Below are 18,379 nucleotides of genomic sequence, written 5' to 3'. Positions count from 1 at the left end.
GGCCGAAATGGCCAAGCACCGCGAGATCTTCCGCGAAGGCGCGGCCAAGGATGGCGTCGGCGAAGCCAAGGCCGACGCGATCTTCGACCTGATGGAGAAGTTCGCCGGCTACGGCTTCAACAAGTCGCATGCGGCCGCCTATGCACTGGTCAGCTACCAGACCGCCTGGCTGAAGCGGCACTACCCCGCCGAATTCATGGCCGCCACGCTGTCCTCGGACATGGACAACACCGACAAGGTGGTCGGCTTCCTCGCCGAAGTGCGCAACCTCGGCCTGACCGTGCAGCCGCCGCGCGTCAATGAATCGGCGTACATGTTCGAAGCGTCCAGTGCCGACACCATCGTGTACGGCCTGGGGGCGATCAAGGGCGTCGGACAGGGTGCCTGTGAAGCGATCGTGGAAGAACGCCGGCGCGGCGGGCGTTACGCCTCCCTGCTGGATTTCTGCATGCGCATCGAATCGGGCAAGCTCAACCGGCGCACCCTCGAAGCGATGATCAACTGCGGCGCGCTCGACGGACTCGGCAAGAACCGCGCCTCGCTCATGCTGCAGTTGCCGGAGGTGCTCAAGGCCACCGACCAGATGTCGCGCGAAAAGGCCTCCGGCCAGAACTCGCTGTTCGGTGCCCCCGATCCGGTCAGCACCGCACAGCAGCTGGTCCTGCCCGAGGCCAAGGAGTGGGCGCTGGGCCAACTGCTCGAAGGCGAACGCGAAACGCTGGGCTTCTACCTCAGCGGCCACCCGTTCGATCCGCATGCCGACGACGTCAAGGAACTGGTCGGCACCGACCTGGGCATGCTGGAGAAACTCATTCCGCCCGCACGCCCGAGCAAGGACGGCGAGAAGCGCGCCTGGCGCCAGGAAACCCCGGTGATCCTCGCCGGCCTGGTGGTCGGCGTCCGGCGCAAGGGCGAAAGCCAGGTGTTCATGCAGCTCGAGGACGGCAAGGGCCGGGTCGAGTGCAGCGCGTTTTCCGATGGCCTGGCCGAGTTCGGCCACCTGATGACCAAGGACCGCATCCTGGTGGTCAAGGGCGGCCTGCGCGAAGACGAATTCAACGGCGGCTACGCCCTGCGCATCCGCCAGTGCTGGGATTTCGAGGACATCTGCGCCAACTACGCCACACGCCTGTCGCTGCGCCTGGACCTGCGCCAGGGCCGCCCGGTGTGGGCGCGCATCAATGCGCTGCTGGACCGCCATCGTCCGGGCCGCACGCCGCTGCGCCTGGACCTGCTGCTGGACTCCGACCAGGGGCCCATCGCCGGCATGCTCGATGTGGCCGGCGACATCGCCGTGCGCGTGGACAGCCACCTTGTCGACGCGCTCCGCGCCGACCCCGCCGTGCGTACCCTGAAGGTGCGCTACAGCCCGCCGTGGGCGAACTGATCCGCTCCATCCGCACTACAGGTACCTTGTTTTGATCAAACGTTTCACCGTGCTGCTGTGTGCAGCCGTTGCCATCGCCGGCTGTTCCAGTCCCGCCCAGACCTTCGTGATCGACAACCCGCGCGATACCCCGCTGATCGTGCGCATCGACGGCAACGAACTGCCGATCGCCGCGCACGCCTCCCGCCCGGTCAACCTCACGCCCGGCGAGCATCACCTGCAGAGCGCGCCGCTGGGCGATGTGCGCTTCATCGTGTACGCACGCGGCAAGGGCGGACTGATCAACCCCACCTTGGCCGAATACGTGATCGCGCAGGAGGTCTACGTCACCGGCGAAAGCAAGCTCGCCAACTTCGGCCGCATCGACCACCGCATCGAGCTGGGCGGCGTCCCCTTCGAGGGTCCCTACCAGAAGACCCACGACCTGTTCATCGACAGGACCTGGACCTTCGACGTGCGCGAGCCCTTCCCGGACGTGCAGACCGTGGCCCACGTGGACGAGAGCGGTGGCCGCATCAACACCAAGATCTTCACCGCCCCGGACTTCATCGCCTACGTGGACCCGTCCGGTGCCTACCTGCGCGCGCAGCCCGCCGGCTACGTCGCGCCGCATTACGCGCCGGAAGCCGCACCGGCCGCCCTGCCGCCGCTGGACCCGGTCTTCGAGGCCCATGCCGGCCCGCTCCGCGAGCTGTACACACGCTACCTGCACGCCACCACCGCCGATGCCCAGCTGCAGCTGCAGCAGGAGGCCCACCAGGCGCAGATGGCCTTCACCGCCGCGACCGCCTCGCTGGGGTCCGCCCTGCCGGTGGAGGCCCATGAGGCGTACAACGCCTTCGTGGAGACCCGCAGCCGACTGATGGGCAGCGCCGCGCTGGTCGTTCCCTGAGACCGGCCGCGGCTGGCGCGCCCCGCCCAGCTGCGCTACCGTCGCCTTTCCAGACGACGGCGTACGGGGCTTTTCGGCGCATTCGGCTACACTTTCCCTCTTTTCTTCACGACGGCTTCCGATGAATCCGAACTACCTCGACTTCGAGCAACCCATCGCTGATCTGGAAGCGAAGATCCAGGAACTGCGCAGCGCCAGCGCCGGTCCTGCGGTCAATGTCGAGGCCGAAGTGCACGCCCTGCAGGACAAGCTGCGGGTGCGCACCGCGCAGATCTTCCGCAATCTGACCTCGTGGCAGATCCTGCAGCTGGCCCGTCACCCCTCGCGCCCCTACACCGCCGACTACATCCGCATCATCTGCGATGAGTTCCAGGAGCTGGCCGGCGACCGCGCCTTCGCCGACGACAAGGCCATCATCGGCGGCCTGGCCCGCATCGGTGGGCGTTCGGTGATGCTGATCGGGCACCAGAAAGGCCGCGACACCAAGGAAAAGATCAAGCGCAACTTCGGCATGCCCAAGCCGGAGGGCTACCGCAAGGCCCTGCGCCTGATGAAGATGGCCGAGCGTTTCGGCCTGCCGGTACTGACTCTGATCGATACCGCCGGCGCCTGGCCGGGCATCGATGCCGAATCGCGCGGCCAGTCCGAGGCGATCGCCCGCAACCTGATGGAAATGGCTGAACTGAAGGTCCCGGTGATCTGCACCGTGATCGGTGAAGGCGGCTCCGGTGGCGCGCTGGCGCTGGGTGTCGGTGACCGCACCGTGATGCTGGAGTACAGCGTGTACTCCACGATCAGCCCGGAAGGGTGTGCCTCGATCCTGTGGAAGGACGCCGGCAAGGCCAAGGACGCCGCCGAACAGCTCGGCCTGACCGCCTCGCGCCTGAAGGGCCTGGGCCTGGTCGACAAGGTGGTGCGCGAGCCCACCGGCGGCGCCCACCGCAACCCGACCCAGATGGCCAGGCGCCTGAAGGCCGTGCTGCTCAACGAGCTGGACCAGCTGGAGAGGCTCTCCACCGGCGACCTGCTGCAGAAGCGCTACGAGCGCCTGCGCAGTTACGGCGCGTACGAAGCGGCCTGATCGGCGGCAAGGAACGCAAAAAAAGCCGGGCGCGCAGGCGTCCGGCTTTTTTCATGCAGCGCACCGGCACGCGGGCCGATGCGCTGGCCGGTTCAGAACGGCTTGGCCAGCACCAGCCACACCACCGCGATGAACAGCACCAGCGGCAGCTCGTTGAACCAGCGCAGCGCGCGCGAGGACGGCAACTCCCTGCCCTTCACCGATGCCTTCAGCAGTCGCCCGGTCCACGTGTAGTAGCCCAGCAGCAGCACCACCAGCCCCAGCTTGGCATGCAGCCAGCCGGACGCGCCGGGCGGCGCCATCGTCGGGAAATCCGGAATCACCCTGTAGCCCAGCCAGAGCACCAGGCCCAGCAGCAGCGCGAGGCCGAACATCATGTGGCCGAACCGGTACAGGCGCAGGCCCATCAACTGCAGGCGCTCGGTCACCGGCAGCTGGCCGGCGGTCTCACTGATGTTGACCAGGATGCGCGGCAGGTAGAACACCGCCGCCATCCACGCCACCACGAACAGCAGATGGAAGGTCTTGACCCAGAGATACATGTGCTCGCTCCATCGGCTGGCGCAGAAAGTGACCCATTTTCACCGATTCACCCCGGCCGCGCATGCGCGACGGTTTGACGCAGTACGATGGCGTCCGTTTCTTCTGTTGCCCGCCTCTTTCATGCACAAGATCTACGACCAGGCCTATTTCCAGCGCTGGTACCAACCCGACCAGACCGGCGGCCCCGCGCGCCTGGCGCGCAAAGTGGCCCTGGCCGTGGCCAGCGCCGAGTACTACCTGGAACGCCCGATCCGCAGCGTGCTGGACATCGGCTGCGGCGAGGGCGCCTGGCGCGCGCCGCTGCTCAAGCTGCGTCCGCGCGTGCAGTACCTCGGCTTCGACAGCAGCGAATACGCCGTGCACCGCTACGGGCGCAGCCGCAATCTGCACCTGGCCCGGGTGGGTGACTTCGCCTGGCTGCGCCCGTGTGCGCCGGTGGACCTGCTGGTGTGCTCGGACGTGATGCATTACGTGCCCAGCCGCGAACTGCGCCCCGCGCTGGCCGGGTTTGCCGAGCTGACCGGCGGCATCGCGTTCCTGGAGGCGTTCAGCGCCGATGATGCGTTCGAGGGCGACCACGAGGGCTTCCAGCCACGCCCGGCGCGCTGGTACCGAAGCCAGCTCAGGACGGTCGGCTTCACCGCGCTCGGGTCGCACTGCTGGCTCTCACCGGCACTGGCCGGCCACGCGGCGGCGCTGGAACGCGCAGCGCCCTGATCGCAGCATCAAATGAGACGCTCCCCCGCATTAACGCACCCGTCCGACGGGTGCGCTATGCTGCGCGGCAACATAAGACCATACATATTCGGACGTCATGCTTTATCAGCTGCATGAATTGACCCGCAACATGCTCGCCCCCTGGGTGCACCAGGCCCAGGCCAACGCGAAGTTCTTCGCCAATCAGGGACACTGGTGGTCGCAGATGCCGGGCGCCGATCGTCTGGCGGCGGTGAACGAGCTGTTCCATCGCATCGGCAAGGATTACGAGAAGCCCGAATGGGGCATCAACGAAATCGACGTCGATGGCGAGCGCGTGCCGATCGTGGTCCACGAAGAAATCAGCAAGCCGTTCTGCAAGCTGCTGCGCTTCAAGCGCCACAGCAACGAAGCGGACCAGCTCAACACCATGCTCAACCAGCCGTTCGTGCTGGTGGTGGCGCCGCTGTCCGGCCACCACGCCACGCTGCTGCGCGACACCGTGCGCACGCTGCTGCGCGACCACCGCGTGTATGTCACCGACTGGGTGGACGCGCGCATGGTGCCCGGCAGCGAAGGCGAGTTCGGGCTGGAGGACTACATCGCCTACGTGCAGGAGTTCATCCGCCATCTGGGCGGTGACACGCTGCACGTGGTGAGCGTGTGCCAGCCGACCGTACCGGTGCTGGCGGCGGTCTCCCTGATGGCCAGCCGTGGCGAACCCACCCCGCGTTCGCTGGTGATGATGGGCGGCCCGATCGATGCACGCTGCAGCCCCACCGCGGTGAACAACCTGGCCACGCAGAACCCGCTGTCGTGGTTCGAGAACAACGTCATCCACACCGTACCGGCCACCTACCCCGGTGCCGGCCGCCGTGTGTATCCGGGCTTCCTGCAGCATGCCGGGTTCCTGTCGATGAACCCGAGCCGGCACTTCAGTTCACACTGGGATTTCTATGCCGACCTGGTCAAGGGCGACATGGAGGATGCCGACGCGCACCGCCGCTTCTACGACGAGTACAACGCCGTGCTGGACATGCCGGCCAAGTACTACCTCGATACGATCCGCGTGGTGTTCCAGGAGTTCCTGCTGCCGCGCGGCGAGTGGTACGTGCAGGGTGAGCGCGTGGACCCCGCCGCGATCACCGGTACCGCGCTGCTGAGCATCGAGGGCGAGCTGGACGATATCGCCGGCCTCGGCCAGACCGAAGCGGCGCAGGCGCTGTGCACCGGCATCCCGGCCGGGCGCCGCGAACACTTCATCGTCGAAGGCGCAGGCCATTACGGCATCTTCAGCGGCCGCCGCTGGCGCGAGACGGTGTACCCGAAAGTGCGCGATTTCTTCGCCGCTGCCAACGCGCAGGCCGCCGGCGCCAAGCCGAAGAAGACGGCCAAGGCCGCCAGCAACGTCACTCCGATCCGCAAGAAGGCGGGGTGACGCGGACGGAGCCGGCGGCGGGCCGGCTCCGTTCTGTCGCCGTCTGGCGCCGGCCAGCGGCCGGCGCCGCGGTTACAGGCGGACCAGCAGGTGCTTGGCGAGCTGGCCGTGCAGATGGCCGATACCGCGCGCCAGGTGCATGGTCAGGAACAGCAGCAGGATGCCGACCACGGCCAGCAGCGGCGTGGCCCAGATCGACAGCATCTGGTCGCCATCAATGTAGATGCCCGGCAGCGCACCGGTGAACAGCGCCGCCACCGGCGCCCAGATGAAGCCCAACGACACCGACAGCAGGGTGATGGCGATGGTGAAGTAGAGGATGCCCAGCGGCAGCATCAGGACGAAGTACAGCAGGGTCAGCCAGGTGCGGCCGTCGGTGAACATGTCGCCGATCCGCTGCAGCCAACTGCGGCTGCGGTCGGAATAGGTCGGCCGCCGTGGCATGCGCTCGCCGAGCAGGGCTTCCACCAGCCGGCCTTCCAGCAGCGACAACCCGCGCACCGAGCCGAAGAACAGCACCGTGAGCGGAATGCCGATGATCAGGATCAGCAAGCCCAGCGACAGTGACAACCCGGTGATCACCCACGTAAAGAAGAAGATGCCGGTCGCCAGCGACAGCAGCATGTAGAACAGGGCGCCGTAAGTACGCGCGTCCAGCGCCACGCCGAAGAAGCGCGCCAGCAGCGAGCGCGGCTTGGCCGGTGCGTGCGGCGGCGGCACGGCCGCCGCGGCCGTCGCGGCCGTATCACCCGCCACACCGGCGGCGACCCCCACCGCAACCACCGGGGCCCGCCGCACCGGCCCCGCACCGGCACTGGGCGTGCGCAGCGCGCGGTTCACGGTGATCTCGGTTTCGCGGTAGATCTCGGCCACTTCGTCCGGCGCACCGTAGCTGCCGGCCACGTCGGCGATGACCTCGGCCTCGCTGCGGCCCGGCTGGGCAGCCAGCTCCGAGCGCAGGTACTCCTCGGCGTCGTACAGCGCGTCCTGCACCATCGCCGGATCGGCATCGTGCAGCGCGCCACGCAGTTGCGCCAGGTACTGCGGGATGGTGGTGGGCAGGCTGCTGCCTGCCGTGGTCGGGTCGTTCATTGCAGTACCCCCTCCAACACGGAATCGACGGAATCGCGGGTGGCGCGCCAGGCCTGGATCCACTGCTCCAGTACCTGGTGGCCACGTTCATTGATGCGGTAGTAGCGTCGCGGCGGACCGGCCATCGACGGTTCGACATGGCTTTCCAGCAACCCGGCCCCTTCCAGGTTGCGCAGGACGGGATACAGCGCGCTCTGCTTGCCGCTCAGTACCCCCTCGCCCACCCGTTCCAGCTCCTTGGCGATGAGGTAGCCGTAGAGCGGCTCGCCGGCCTTGGCCAGCACCGCCAGCAACGCCAGCGACACCGTGCCGGCACTGAGCTCTTTCTGGAACTTCTTCAGCGGGGCATCGAGATCGCTCATGGCTGTCTCCAACTAGCGTGGAGTCAACACTAGTGCGAAGTGAGCTATAGCGAACGTGCCGTTAGTCACCGTGCCTGGCGTCAGGGGCGCCGCTGGCGGCGATGGGCGCGCTTCGCGCACAATCGGCCGACACTTTCTGAACGGGTCCGCCATGTCGCCACGTCGTCCTGCCCTGCTCGCCTTCGCCCTGGCCTGCGCGCTGCCTTTCATTGCGTCGGCGGCCTCGCCCTACCGCAGCCCGCAGCAGATCCTGGCGGCCTCGCCGGACAGCGACTGGCGCACCCCGGACCCGGCCAACCTGCTGTACATGAACCTGGACGGCGGCCGGGTCATCATCGAACTGGCACCGGCGTTCGCGCCGGCGCATGTGGCCAATATCCAGACCCTCGCCCGTGAGCACTTCTGGGACGGCGAGAGCATCTACCGGGCACAGGACAATTTCGTGGTGCAGTTCGGCGATGCCGATGCCGACGAGGCGGCCAAAGCGAAACCGCTGGGGTCGGCCAAGCGCAGGCTGCCGGCCGAGTTCCAGCGCGACAGCAAGGGCCTGAAGGTGACCGTGCTGCCCGATCGTGACGGCTGGGCCGACCGCACCGGTTTCGTCGATGGCTTCGCGGTGGGTCAGGACGCGCAGGACGGCAAGACCTGGCTGGCGCACTGCTACGGGGCGCTCGGCGCCGGCCGCAGCAACGAGGAAGACAGCAGCATCGGGGCGGAACTGTACGTGGTGACCGGGCAGTCGCCGCGTCAACTGGACCGCAACATCACGCTGGTGGGCCGCGTACTGCAGGGCATGGAACTGCTCAGCGCCCTGCCGCGCGGGCCGGCGCCGATGGGGTTCTACGCCGATGCCGCGCAGCGCACACCGATCCGCTCGATCCAGCGCGCCAGCGATGTGCCGGCGGCGGAACGGCCGGCGCTGCAGGTGCTGCGCACCGATTCGAAGACGTTCGCCGATACGGTCGAGGCGCGCCGCAACCGGGTGGACGACTTCTACAAGCGGCCGGCCGGCCACATCGACCTGTGCAACATTCCGGTGCCGGTGCGGTAACGGCGGCGTCGCCTATCGCTTCTGCGAGGCTGCCACGCTGCCGAGGATCAACGCGCCGGCGACCACCATCGCCCAGGTCACCGGCTCGCCCAGGAACAGCCACGCAAACAGCGCCCCGAACATCGGTACAAGGTAGGTCACTGTGGACGCACGCGCCGGACCGATGCGTGCGATGAGGCGATAGAACATCAGGAACGCCAGGCCGGTGCAGACCACGCCGAGGGCGATCGCGCAGGCCCAGGCCAGCACCGGAATCGGGGCGGAGGGCCAATGGGTGATTGCCATCGGCAGCAGCAGGATCGCCGCGCAGCCCAGCGTGGCACCGGCCGAGGCCGCCGGCGGCAGGCCGGTCATGTGGCGCTTGACCAGGTTGACGCCCAGCCCGTACAGCAGCGCGGCCAAGGCGCCAGCGACCACTGCCGCGCCGATGCTCAGGCCGGACACCTTGGCGGTCGCCAGCACCACCACACCGGCGAAGCCGACCAGCAGGGCGATCGCGCGGCGCATGCCGATCTTCTCGCCGAAGAACAGGAAGGCGATCAGCGCGGCGAACAGCACCGTCATTGCATTGCAGATCGCACCGATCGCGGCCGGCGCCCGTTGTGCGGCCCAGGCGAACAGCACGAACGGGATCGCCGAATTGATCAGGCCGATCGGGGCCAGCCACAGCCAGCGCCGCGCCGGAAACCGCGCGCGTGCCTGCCAGAGGAACGGCAGCAGCACGAGCGCACCCAGCAGCAGCCGCACCTCCACCAGGGCGTAGGGCCCGAACGACGGCACCGCCACACGCATGAACAGGAACGAACAGCCCCAGATCGCGCCCAGCACGGTCAGTTCGAGCGGGGTTCGCCAGTCGCGCTCGATCACGCCGCTGGCCAGCGGTGCGCCGCTCATGGCCGGCTCCCCGACCACAGGCAGATACGTGGCTGGACAAGGATGGCGGACGGCAGCATGGGATCGACTCCGGGGGACAGGCGCACAGCATCCGCCTACCGGTACAGGCCGACAAGCGCGTAGTATCCGGGCAAGCCACAAATCTGATTTGGGTCTCGACCATGATTCTCCGGCCTGCCCTGCTGCCCGCACTGGGAGTGTTCGCGGTCGCCGCGCGCCACCAGAATTTCGCCCACGCCGCCCAGGAGCTGCATCTCACCGCCAGTGCGGTGAGTCATCACGTGCGCAAACTGGAAGACCTGCTCGGCACGGTGCTGTTCCAGCGCCACGCACGCGGCGTGCGGCTCACCGTGGAAGGTCGGCAACTGGCCGATGCGGCGGCCGCAGCGCTGAGTGACCTCAATGCGGTAGCCGGCAACCTGCACCCGCAGGCGGACACCGTGCCGCTGCGCATCACCACCATCCGCTCGCTGTCCTACTGCTGGCTGGTGCCACGGCTGCCGCGTTTCACCCGCCAGCACCCGCGCATGCGCATCGAACTGCAGACCAGCACCGAACTGGTGCGGTTCGACGAGAACGGACCGGAGCTGGGCATCCGCTACGGGCTGGGCCAGTGGCCAGGCCTGCGCGCGCACCACCTGATGGACGACGAACTGTGCCCGGTCGCGTCGCCGGCGCTGGCCGGAGTCGCGGCACTGCGCGAGCCGGCCCAGATCGCCAGCCTGCCGCTGATCAGCGACATGTCGCCGCAGGGCTGGCGTGACTGGTTCCGTGCGGCCGGGGTGCGCGGTCTGGACCTGCCATCGCTGCACACCTTCAGCGACAGCACCGATGCGATGCGCGCGGCGGTCTACGGCATCGGCGCGGTGCTGGCGCGCAAGCACATCGCCCAGCCGTACCTGCAGCGCTATGAACTGGTGCGGCTGCCCGGCCCGGCGCTGAAGGCGCGCTACGCCTACTACGTGGTCCATGCCGAACACCGCCCGCTCAGCCCGACCGCGCTGGCGTTCATGGACTGGCTGCGGCGCGAGGCGCTGGACGAACGCACACCGGTGCCGGCGCTGCCGGACGAACTGCTGGGCCTGCCTGCCGACGCGGGCTAGCGCGCCCGGTCGTCACCCCTTCTTGTCCATCGCGCCGCTAGGCTGAAGTCCCTTTCCCCCAAGGCGAACTCATGGCCCTGTTGCGACTTCGAATCACCGGCAGCGAAGACGATGCGCGTGCCATCACCGACCTGCTGCAGAGCATCGAGGGCATCGAACATGTGGAAGAAACCGACGATCTGATGCCGCACATGGATGACGACGATTCCAGCTCGGCGGGTCTGTCCGACGACATCGGGCCGGGTATCCACGAACTGGAAGTGGAAGTCGGCAATGACTACACGGCCCAGCGCGTGCGCGATGCGGTGCAGGAGCTGGCGCTGGAACTGGACGTGTTCGTCGAGTACGAGCGCGACGAAGGCTGATCTGCGCGCGGAGCCGGCTCACACCGGCTCCGCCGCGCTCTGCTCAGTGCGTCGCCTGCAGGCGGCGCTGACGACGACGCCACAGCTTCAGGCCGATCCACACGAATACCGACAGCACCACCGCCACCGGCAGCAGCGCCGCCACGGCGCGGATGACGAACGCGACGCTGGCGGTGAGAATCGCACCGGACTCGCGCAGCGCTTCGCCGATTTCGCTGCGGCTGCGCTGCCCTGACGGGGTATGGAACTGCAGGGTGACCAGCTGCGTGTCGATCCGTCGGCGCTGCTGCGCGGCATCCTTGTTGGCCTGCTCGACGCCCGCTTCGATCTCCGCCAGCCGCTGGCTCACCACCAGCAGATCGGCCGTGGTGATGGTCCTGCTGTCCTGATAGGCCAGCAGGCGCGCATGCTCCTTCTCCAGCCTGGCCTTGGTCAGCGCTGTATCGGCCACCTGCTGCGCCAGATCCTCCGCATGGGTGTTGCGCGAGGACACCTCGCCGCCCTGCCCGGCCAGGCCGATGATCGGTTCCACGCCCTTGGGCGCGATGCGCACGCGGATCGAGCCGGTTGGATACTCGCCACCCTGCTGGCCCACCTGCAGCACCGCGCAGTCCCCGAAGCGGGCGGACTGGCAGGCGTCGGCGATCTGCTTGACGCGCGGGCCGATCTGCGCGGCATCCAGGCGGATGTCCAGATCATGCTCGTAGGCCAGTGCAGCGCCTTCGGGCGATGCCACCGCGCCGGCGCCACCACCGCTGTCGGCGGCCATCTCGGTCTTGCTGCAGCCGCTCGCGGTGAGCAGCAGCATCCCTGCAAGGGCACCGGCAAGGTGCCACGTCATCCGTTTCATTACTGGCTTGCTCCATCGAATCGCGTGATCGTGAGCCCGCCCAGGTCGACCCCGGGCAGGCAACATGCATTCACCTTCACCATCGCCGGGCCGCTGCACGGGTCGATGCCCTCGCTGAACGGGGCGGTGCCGCAGGTGTGGTGGTGCCGGAAAGCATCATGGTAATCCAATGGCACGGGGACAAAGACCGCCGGCGGGCCTATCCTCGGGGATTGTCCCCAGTACAGGATCCACGATGCGCCAGCATCTCCTTGCCCTCGCCCTGGTCGCCGCCCTCGGCGGCTGCCAGCAGGCCGACGCTCCGCCGGCCGCCAACGACGCCCCGGCTGCCGCGGCCAGCGCCAGTGACGCCGCCGTCGACACCGCCTTCGCCGACCTGTCCAAGCGCGCGCTCGATACGTGGATGCAGCTGTCGCCGATCAGCGCCACCCAGATCGGCGACCATCGCTACGACAGCGAGATCGACGATCTGAGCGCGGCTGGCCAGCAGAAGATGCTGACCGCGTACAAGGGCCTGGTCGCCGACCTGGACCGCATCGACGTGAGCAAGCTGTCGCGCGAGAACCAGGTGGATGCGGCGATCCTGCGCAATCAGCTGCAGTCGGATATCTGGAACGCCGAGGTGCTGCAGTCGTCCAGGTGGGACCCGCAGGTCTACAACGGCCTGGCCGGCAGTGCCATCTACAGCCTGATGGCGCGCGAGTTCGCGCCATTGCCGGAGCGGCTGAAGTCCGCCACCGCGCGTATGGAAAAGCTGCCGGCGATCTTCGCCCAGGCGCGTGAGAACCTGGACCCGGCACGCGTGCCGAAGATCCATGCCGAGACGGTCGCCAAGCAGAACCGCGGCATCCTCAGCATCGTCGATTCGTTCATCGTGCCGCATATGGGCGAGCTGCCGGCCGAGGACCAGAAGCGCCTGCAGGCTGCCATCGAAGGCCTGAAGAAGGCGGTGGACGAGCAGCAGACCTGGCTGGACAAGACCCTGGTGCCCAACGCCAAGGGCGACTTCCGCATCGGCGCGGATCTGTACGACCAGAAGCTGAAGTTCGCGCTGAATTCGTCGCTGTCGCGCGCAGAGATCGGTGAGCGCGCGCGGGCCGAGCTCAAGCGCGTGCGCCAGGACATGTACGGCATCGCGCAGACCGTGCTCAAGGATACGGCCGGCGCGCCGGCGCTGCCGGCCAACCCGACCGACGCGCAGCAGCAGGCGGCGATCGAGGCGGCGCTGGAACTGGCCTACGCCGACAAGCCGGCGCGCGACAAAGTGGTGGACGACGCCAAGGCCGCGCTGGCGCAGTCCACCGAGTTCGTGCGCAAACACGACCTGATGACGCTGCCCGACTCGCCGGTGGACATCATCCTGATGCCGGAGTTCCAGCGCGGCGTGGCGGTGGCGTACTGCGATTCGCCGGGTCCGCTGGACAAGAACCTGAAGACGTTCTACGCGGTCTCGCCGATTCCGGACGACTGGAGCGACGCGCAGGTGGACTCGTTCCTGCGCGAATACAACAGCCGCATGATCCACCTGCTGAGCATTCACGAAGGCACGCCGGGCCATTACCTGGAAGGCTGGCACTCGGGCAAGTTCCCCTCGACCCTGCGCGCGGTGCTGCGTTCGGGCCTGTTCGCCGAAGGCTGGGCGGTCTACACCGAGCGGATGATGCAGGAGCAGGGCTACCTGGACAACGACCCGCTGTTCCATCTGGTGCAGCTGAAGTTCTACCTGCGCACGATCTCGAACGCGATCCTCGACCAGGGTGTGCACGTGGACAACTGGTCGCGTGAGCAGGCGATGCAGTTGATGACCCACGACGCGTTCCAGCAGGAAAGCGAAGCCTCGGGCAAGTGGGTGCGCGCGCAGTTGACCTCGGCGCAGCTGCCGACCTACTTCGTCGGCGCGCAGGAGCACTTCGACACGCGCAAGGCGGTGCAGGAGAAGCAGGGCGACAAGTTCAACCTGAAGGCCTACCACGACCAGATGCTGTCCTACGGCGCCCCGCCGGTGCGCTTCGCGCGCCAGCTGATGCTGGACCAGCCGATCGAGTAACCGGTCGACAGCGTGATCTGTGGGTGCCGGCCGCTGGTCGGCACGCAAGCCAAACGGCCCGGTGCGAACCGGGCCGTTTGTGTTTGCGGTTTTCTTCTGTGAAGCAGAGCAGCGTCTTCTCTGTTCCCGTGTGAGGAGGGCCGTCAGCCCTGTCCGGGACACGCCGTGAACCCATCCCTGGGGGCTCGTAGAAAACATCCATGTTTTCTACGGTCCCGGACAGGGCTGACGACCCTCCTCCGATAGGTTCACGTGTGCGGCCTGCAATGACTGCAACGACTGCCGACGCTGTTCGGCACGCAAGGCAAACGGCCCGGTGCGAACCGGGCCGTTTGTGTTTGCGGTTGTTCTTCTGTGAAGCAGAGCAGCGCCTCGCTTGTTCCTGCGTGAGGAGGACCGTCAGCCCTGTCCGGGACACGCCGTGAACCCATCCTTGGGGGCTCGTAGAAAACATCCCTGTTTTCTACGGTCCCGGACAGGGCTGACGGCCCTCCTCCGATAGGTTCATGTGTGCGGCCTGCAAGGCAAACGGCCCGGTGCGAACCGGGCCGTTTGTGTTTGCGGTTTTCTTCTGTGAAGCACAGAGCAGCGCCTCGCTTGTCCTGTGTGAGGAGGGCCGTCAGCCCTATCCGGGACACGCCGTGAACCCATCCCTGGGGGCTCGTAGAAAACATCCCTGTTTTCTACGGTCCCGGACAGGACTGACGGCCCTCCTCCGATAGGTTCACGTGTGCGCGGCCTGCAACGAGTGCCGATGCTGTTCGCCTGTCGATGACGCACCGGGCCACTGTCAGTGGCTGGCGGAGATGGGTATGCGGGACCGTAGAAAACATGGATGTTTTCTACGAGCCTACATGGACGTATTCACGGCGTGTCCCGCATGCCCATCTCCGCCGGCCACCCGCCGGGAACCAGGGCAGCCAGCACTGGCTTCATGCCTCTTCTTCACCAGGATCAGGATCACGCGTCCGCCGCGACGAACCCGCCGGTCTGGCGGGCCCACAGCCGTGCGTACAGGCCACCGGCGGCGACCAGTTCGGCGTGCGTGCCGGTCTCCACGATCCGGCCCTGGTCCATCACCACCAGCCGGTCCATGCGCGCGATGGTGGACAGCCGGTGGGCGATCGCGATCACCGTCTTGCCCGCCATCAGCTCGTCCAGGTTGTCCTGGATGGCCGCCTCCACTTCCGAATCCAGCGCGGAGGTCGCCTCGTCCAGCACCAGGATCGGCGCGTCCTTGAGCAGCACCCGCGCGATCGCGATGCGCTGGCGCTGGCCGCCGGACAGTTTGACCCCGCGCTCGCCCACGTGGGCGTCGTAGCCGGTGCGGCCCTCGCCGTCGCGCAGCGTCTCGATGAAGCTGGCGGCGCGCGCCTTGGACACCGCCGCGCGCAGCTGCGCCTCGGTCGCGTCCGGTCGTCCGTACAGCAGGTTGTCGCGGATCGAACGGTGCAGCAGCGACGTGTCCTGGGTCACCACGCCGATCTGCCGGCGCAGGCTCTCCTGGGTCACCCCCGCGATGTCCTGGCCATCGATCCGGATGTGTCCGCTTTCCAGGTCGTACAGCCGCAGCAGCACATTGACCAGCGTCGACTTGCCCGCGCCGGACGGGCCTACCAGACCGATCCTCTCGCCCGGTGCCACCACCAGGTCGAGACCGGCGATCACGCCGCCGGTCTTGCCGTAATGGAAATGGATGTCGTCGAAATGCACCCCGCCTTCGCGTACCTCCAGCGGCACCGCGTCGGGACGATCCTGCACGGTCAGCGGCTGGGCGATGGTGGTGATGCCATCCTGCACCGTCCCTATATCCTCGAAGATGCCGTTGATGGTCCACATGATCCAGCCGGACATGTTGTGGATGCGGATCACCAGCCCTGTCGCCAGCGTGATCGCGCCCACGGTGATGTGCCCGCCGTTCCAGAGCCACAACGCCAGCCCGCAGGTCCCGGCGATAAGGAAGCCGTTGACGATGGCGATGGTCAGGTCCATCGACGTGGTGATCCGGGTCTGGCGACGGTGCTTGACCGCCAGCTCATCGATCGCCTCGGCCACGTATGCCTGCTCGCGGCCGCCGTGGGCGAACAGCTTGAGCGTGGGGATGTTGGTGTAGCCGTCGACGATACGGCCCATCGCCTTGGAACGCGCTTCAGAGGCGATCCACGCGCGCTCCTTCGCGCGCGGCACGAAGTACCACATGATCGCCACATAGGCGGCCAGCCACAGCACCAGCGGAATCATCAGCCGCCAGTCGGCCTGCGCGAACAGATACAGCGCGGTACCGGTGTAGACCACGATGTACCAGAGCGAGTCGACCATCTGCACCGCCGATTCGCGCAGCGACGTGCCGGTCTGCATCACCCGGTTGGCCATGCTGCCGGCGAAATCGTTCTGGAAGAAACTCAGGCTCTGCCGCACCACGTAGTTGTGCATCAGCCAGCGCGAGCGGTTGCTCAGCCCCGGCACGATCGCCTGGTTGACCAGCAGGTTGTGCAGGCCGACCAGGATCGGGCGGGCGATCAGGGTGATGCCGGCCATCCACAGCAGCGTGTCGGCGTGCGCGGCAAAGAAGCCGGGATCGGGCTGCTCGCCCACCATGTCCACGATGCGGCCGAGGAAGTCGAACATGGCCACTTCCACCAGCGCCAGCAGCAGCCCGGCGATCAGCGTGGCCAGCAGTACCGGCCATACCGGCCGCAGGTAGTGGACGTAGAACGGCAGCACCTTGCGCGGTGGCATGCGGCCATCGATCGGCGGGAACACCGGAATCAGCGACTCGAACCAGCGGAACATTCCATTTCCCACAAAAAGAAGCAGGCCGCGATTATCCCACCGCGGCCTGCGTTTTGTTTTCACCCGCGCCACACGCGGGACGCGCGGTTCAGCCCTTCGCGTCGTTGGCGATCGGCGTCAGCAGCAGGTCCTGGAAATCGAAACTGAAATCGGTCAGCGACGACACCGCCTGCATGCGCGCCTCGCAGACCTTGCCGTCCGGGTCCAGGCTGAAAGTGATGAATGCATCGGCATTCAGTGAACGGTCGTCCCAGCGCACCAGGAAGGTGTCGTGCTGCCACGGCTCCATCGTGCCAACCAGCTGCGCGGTCCTGCCGAAGCGCAGGCGCAGCGTACCGGCCTTCTGCTCCACGAACACATCGCCGTACCACGGATCGCGGTAGCCACCGGCGTAGCCGGCCAGCGGCAGTGACGGGCGGGACTTCGCATCGCGCGCGGCCTGGTGCCGGGCCCACCCCTCGTCGGCCTTGTCCTGCGCCTTGGCCACCGCGGCCGCGTACGCGCCGACCCAGTCGGTCGTCGGTGCCGCGAGGTAGGCGTCCAGCACATCCATCGTGATCGCGTTGAAGGCCGCACCGACTTCCTGGTTGGTCAGCACGACGATGCCCAGGTTCTGTTCGGGCACCAGGGTCACGCGCGAGACCATGCCCGGCCAGCCGCCGGTGTGCCACACCAGTTTCTGGCCCCGATAGTCGCTCAGGCTCCAGCCTTCGCCGTATCCGGCGAAGTTCGGGCGTGCCGCGGCCAGCTCCGGCACGCTCGGCTCGGGCACCACCTGCGGGGTGATCATCTGCCACATCGCGTTCTGGGTCTTGGCGCTGAACAGCGCGGTGCCGTTCTCCAGGGTGCCGTGGGCCAACTGCACATTCATCCAGCGCGCCATGTCGTGCACGCTGGAGTAGATGCCGCCGGCACCGGCGTTGTTGGACCAGGTCAGCGGCGCAACTGTGCGCAGCGCGGTGAAGTCGTATTTGGCGTGTCCCACGGCCGCGTTGTCGCCCGGCTGCAGGTGGTCGGCGTTGTAGCGCGTGCCGGTCATGCCGACCGGCGTGAAAATGTGCTGCTGCAGGAAGTCCGCGTAGGACTGCCCGGACACCTGCTCGATCACCTGCTGGGCCACAGCGTAGAGAATGTTGTCGTACGCGTAGCGGTCGCGGAATCCGGCCTTCAGCGGCACCTTGGCCAGGCGCTGCACCACCTCCTGGTTGGTGTAGGTAGTGGTCGGCCAGAACAGCAGGTCGCCGGCGCCGAGGCTCAGCCCGCTGCGGTGCGAGAGCAGGTCGCGGATGCGCATCTCGCCGGTCACGTATGGATCGGACATGCGGAAACCGGGCAGGTGGTCGATCACCCGGTCGTCCATCTTCAGTCTGCCCTGCTCGGCGAGCAGGTTCAGCGAGGTAGCGGTGAAGGCCTTGGTGTTGGATGCGATCGCGAACAGCGTGTCGGCCTGCACCGGCGCGGGCTTGCCCAGCTCGCGCACACCGTAACCACGTTCGAGGACGACCTTGCCGTCCTTCACCACCGCCACCGCGATGCCGGGTACATCGAATTCACTGCGGACGCGCTCGACCGTGGCGTCCAGCCGCTGCAGTTCGGCCGGCACGGCCGCCGATGCCAGGGGTGCGCACGCCAGCAGCACGACGCCTCCGATCCAGGATGTGTTCAATCAGTGTCTCCAGTTGCATGTCGCGGGGGCGTTGAGATCCACAGGATGCCCGTCGCCGGTTTCGCACGATGGTAACGCGGCCCCCTTCACGCTCGCCTGTGCCAGAAGGCGGCCCGCCC

At 67.4% G+C, this 18,379-nt stretch carries 16 protein-coding genes; 9 read left to right on the top strand and 7 right to left on the bottom strand.

Features of this window, described 5'->3' with window-relative positions:
- The 3 genes from ACPEH1_RS09930 to ACPEH1_RS09920 form a co-directional block, all read left to right on the top strand.
- Positions 1-1,387: OB-fold nucleic acid binding domain-containing protein (locus ACPEH1_RS09930; RefSeq protein WP_423715720.1), on the top strand; the 1,387-nt coding region annotated here is incomplete at its 5' end.
- Positions 1,388-1,418: 31 nt separating this feature from the next.
- On the top strand, positions 1,419-2,279 hold the full coding sequence (locus ACPEH1_RS09925; RefSeq protein WP_287256187.1) for a hypothetical protein: 861 nt from the start codon (positions 1,419-1,421) through the stop codon (positions 2,277-2,279).
- Positions 2,280-2,400: 121 nt separating this feature from the next.
- Positions 2,401-3,360: an acetyl-CoA carboxylase carboxyltransferase subunit alpha gene (locus ACPEH1_RS09920; RefSeq protein ID WP_136004269.1), complete on the top strand. Its 960-nt coding sequence runs from the start codon at positions 2,401-2,403 to the stop codon at positions 3,358-3,360.
- Positions 3,361-3,452: 92 nt separating this feature from the next.
- On the opposite strand, the gene ACPEH1_RS09915 is transcribed toward ACPEH1_RS09920, so the two are convergent.
- On the bottom strand, positions 3,453-3,902 hold the full coding sequence (locus tag ACPEH1_RS09915; RefSeq protein ID WP_136004271.1) for a CopD family protein: 450 nt from the start codon (positions 3,900-3,902) through the stop codon (positions 3,453-3,455).
- Between the two features lie 121 nt (positions 3,903-4,023).
- Here ACPEH1_RS09915 and ACPEH1_RS09910 point away from each other — a divergent pair, with 121 nt between their 5' ends.
- Positions 4,024-4,620 (top strand): class I SAM-dependent DNA methyltransferase, encoded by a 597-nt coding sequence (locus tag ACPEH1_RS09910; RefSeq protein WP_136004273.1) that lies wholly within the window; start codon positions 4,024-4,026, stop codon positions 4,618-4,620.
- A gap of 97 nt (positions 4,621-4,717) precedes the next feature.
- Positions 4,718-6,037, top strand: coding sequence for a polyhydroxyalkanoate depolymerase (locus ACPEH1_RS09905; protein ID WP_136004275.1), 1,320 nt, complete (start codon positions 4,718-4,720; stop codon positions 6,035-6,037).
- 72 nt (positions 6,038-6,109) lie between these two features.
- On the opposite strand, the gene ACPEH1_RS09900 is transcribed toward ACPEH1_RS09905, so the two are convergent.
- Both ACPEH1_RS09900 and ACPEH1_RS09895 read right to left on the bottom strand, forming a co-directional pair.
- Positions 6,110-7,129, bottom strand: a complete 1,020-nt coding sequence (locus ACPEH1_RS09900; protein ID WP_287255627.1) for a sensor domain-containing protein — start codon at positions 7,127-7,129, stop codon at positions 6,110-6,112.
- Positions 7,126-7,491 (bottom strand): PadR family transcriptional regulator, encoded by a 366-nt coding sequence (locus ACPEH1_RS09895; RefSeq protein ID WP_017355577.1) that lies wholly within the window; start codon positions 7,489-7,491, stop codon positions 7,126-7,128. Before ACPEH1_RS09895 ends, ACPEH1_RS09900 begins: the two co-directional genes overlap by 4 nt.
- A 151-nt stretch (positions 7,492-7,642) precedes the next feature.
- On the opposite strand from ACPEH1_RS09895, the gene ACPEH1_RS09890 reads away from it, so the two are divergent.
- Complete coding sequence (locus ACPEH1_RS09890) at positions 7,643-8,542, top strand: peptidylprolyl isomerase (protein WP_017355576.1); 900 nt, start codon at positions 7,643-7,645, stop codon at positions 8,540-8,542.
- Positions 8,543-8,554: 12 nt separating this feature from the next.
- Here the strand turns inward: ACPEH1_RS09890 and ACPEH1_RS09885 are convergent, their stop codons facing one another.
- Entirely contained in the window at positions 8,555-9,436 is an 882-nt protein-coding gene (locus ACPEH1_RS09885; protein WP_017355575.1) for a DMT family transporter, read from the bottom strand.
- Positions 9,437-9,597: 161 nt separating this feature from the next.
- Between ACPEH1_RS09885 and ACPEH1_RS09880 the strand changes: the two genes are divergently transcribed.
- The gene (locus ACPEH1_RS09880) at positions 9,598-10,539 is read left to right on the top strand and encodes a LysR substrate-binding domain-containing protein (protein WP_017355574.1); all 942 of its coding nucleotides are present in this window, start codon (positions 9,598-9,600) and stop codon (positions 10,537-10,539) included.
- A 71-nt stretch (positions 10,540-10,610) separates the two neighbouring features.
- The gene (locus ACPEH1_RS09875; RefSeq protein WP_017355573.1) at positions 10,611-10,904 is read left to right on the top strand and encodes a hypothetical protein; all 294 of its coding nucleotides are present in this window, start codon (positions 10,611-10,613) and stop codon (positions 10,902-10,904) included.
- A gap of 43 nt (positions 10,905-10,947) precedes the next feature.
- Here ACPEH1_RS09875 and ACPEH1_RS09870 read toward each other — a convergent pair whose 3' ends face one another.
- Entirely contained in the window at positions 10,948-11,754 is an 807-nt protein-coding gene (locus ACPEH1_RS09870; protein ID WP_423670159.1) for a DUF4349 domain-containing protein, read from the bottom strand.
- A gap of 235 nt (positions 11,755-11,989) precedes the next feature.
- Here ACPEH1_RS09870 and ACPEH1_RS09865 point away from each other — a divergent pair, with 235 nt between their 5' ends.
- A complete protein-coding gene (locus ACPEH1_RS09865) occupies positions 11,990-13,801 on the top strand; it encodes a DUF885 domain-containing protein (protein ID WP_423715719.1) in 1,812 nt (603 codons plus the stop codon).
- A gap of 960 nt (positions 13,802-14,761) precedes the next feature.
- Here ACPEH1_RS09865 and smrA read toward each other — a convergent pair.
- Positions 14,762-16,594, bottom strand: a complete 1,833-nt coding sequence (smrA, locus tag ACPEH1_RS09860; protein WP_136004287.1) for a multidrug efflux ABC transporter SmrA — start codon at positions 16,592-16,594, stop codon at positions 14,762-14,764.
- An 88-nt stretch (positions 16,595-16,682) separates the two neighbouring features.
- A complete protein-coding gene (locus tag ACPEH1_RS09855; protein WP_423715718.1) occupies positions 16,683-18,260 on the bottom strand; it encodes a serine hydrolase in 1,578 nt (525 codons plus the stop codon).
- Between the last annotated feature and the right edge of the window lie 119 nt (positions 18,261-18,379).

The sequence above is a fragment of the Stenotrophomonas sp. NPDC077421 genome, assembly GCF_049545505.1.
Lineage (GTDB): Bacteria > Pseudomonadota > Gammaproteobacteria > Xanthomonadales > Xanthomonadaceae > Stenotrophomonas > Stenotrophomonas nematodicola.
The sequence above is the reverse complement of the archived record's forward strand: the minus strand, read 5'-3'. Positions and strand labels throughout refer to the sequence as shown.

Excerpts from the sequence above, each read along its gene's own strand:
- ACPEH1_RS09865 (WP_423715719.1), top strand. The coding sequence starts at position 11,990 with ATGCGCCAGCATCTCCTTGCCCTCGCCCTGGTCGCCGCCCTCGGCGGC.
- ACPEH1_RS09895 (WP_017355577.1), bottom strand. The coding sequence starts at position 7,491 with ATGAGCGATCTCGATGCCCCGCTGAAGAAGTTCCAGAAAGAGCTCAGT.
- ACPEH1_RS09900 (WP_287255627.1), bottom strand. The coding sequence starts at position 7,129 with ATGAACGACCCGACCACGGCAGGCAGCAGCCTGCCCACCACCATCCCG.
- ACPEH1_RS09890 (WP_017355576.1), top strand. The coding sequence starts at position 7,643 with ATGTCGCCACGTCGTCCTGCCCTGCTCGCCTTCGCCCTGGCCTGCGCG.
- ACPEH1_RS09870 (WP_423670159.1), bottom strand. The coding sequence starts at position 11,754 with ATGAAACGGATGACGTGGCACCTTGCCGGTGCCCTTGCAGGGATGCTG.
- ACPEH1_RS09910 (WP_136004273.1), top strand. The coding sequence starts at position 4,024 with ATGCACAAGATCTACGACCAGGCCTATTTCCAGCGCTGGTACCAACCC.
- ACPEH1_RS09875 (WP_017355573.1), top strand. The coding sequence starts at position 10,611 with ATGGCCCTGTTGCGACTTCGAATCACCGGCAGCGAAGACGATGCGCGT.
- ACPEH1_RS09920 (WP_136004269.1), top strand. The coding sequence starts at position 2,401 with ATGAATCCGAACTACCTCGACTTCGAGCAACCCATCGCTGATCTGGAA.
- ACPEH1_RS09885 (WP_017355575.1), bottom strand. The coding sequence starts at position 9,436 with ATGAGCGGCGCACCGCTGGCCAGCGGCGTGATCGAGCGCGACTGGCGA.
- ACPEH1_RS09915 (WP_136004271.1), bottom strand. The coding sequence starts at position 3,902 with ATGTATCTCTGGGTCAAGACCTTCCATCTGCTGTTCGTGGTGGCGTGG.
- smrA (WP_136004287.1), bottom strand. The coding sequence starts at position 16,594 with ATGTTCCGCTGGTTCGAGTCGCTGATTCCGGTGTTCCCGCCGATCGAT.
- ACPEH1_RS09905 (WP_136004275.1), top strand. The coding sequence starts at position 4,718 with ATGCTTTATCAGCTGCATGAATTGACCCGCAACATGCTCGCCCCCTGG.
- ACPEH1_RS09880 (WP_017355574.1), top strand. The coding sequence starts at position 9,598 with ATGATTCTCCGGCCTGCCCTGCTGCCCGCACTGGGAGTGTTCGCGGTC.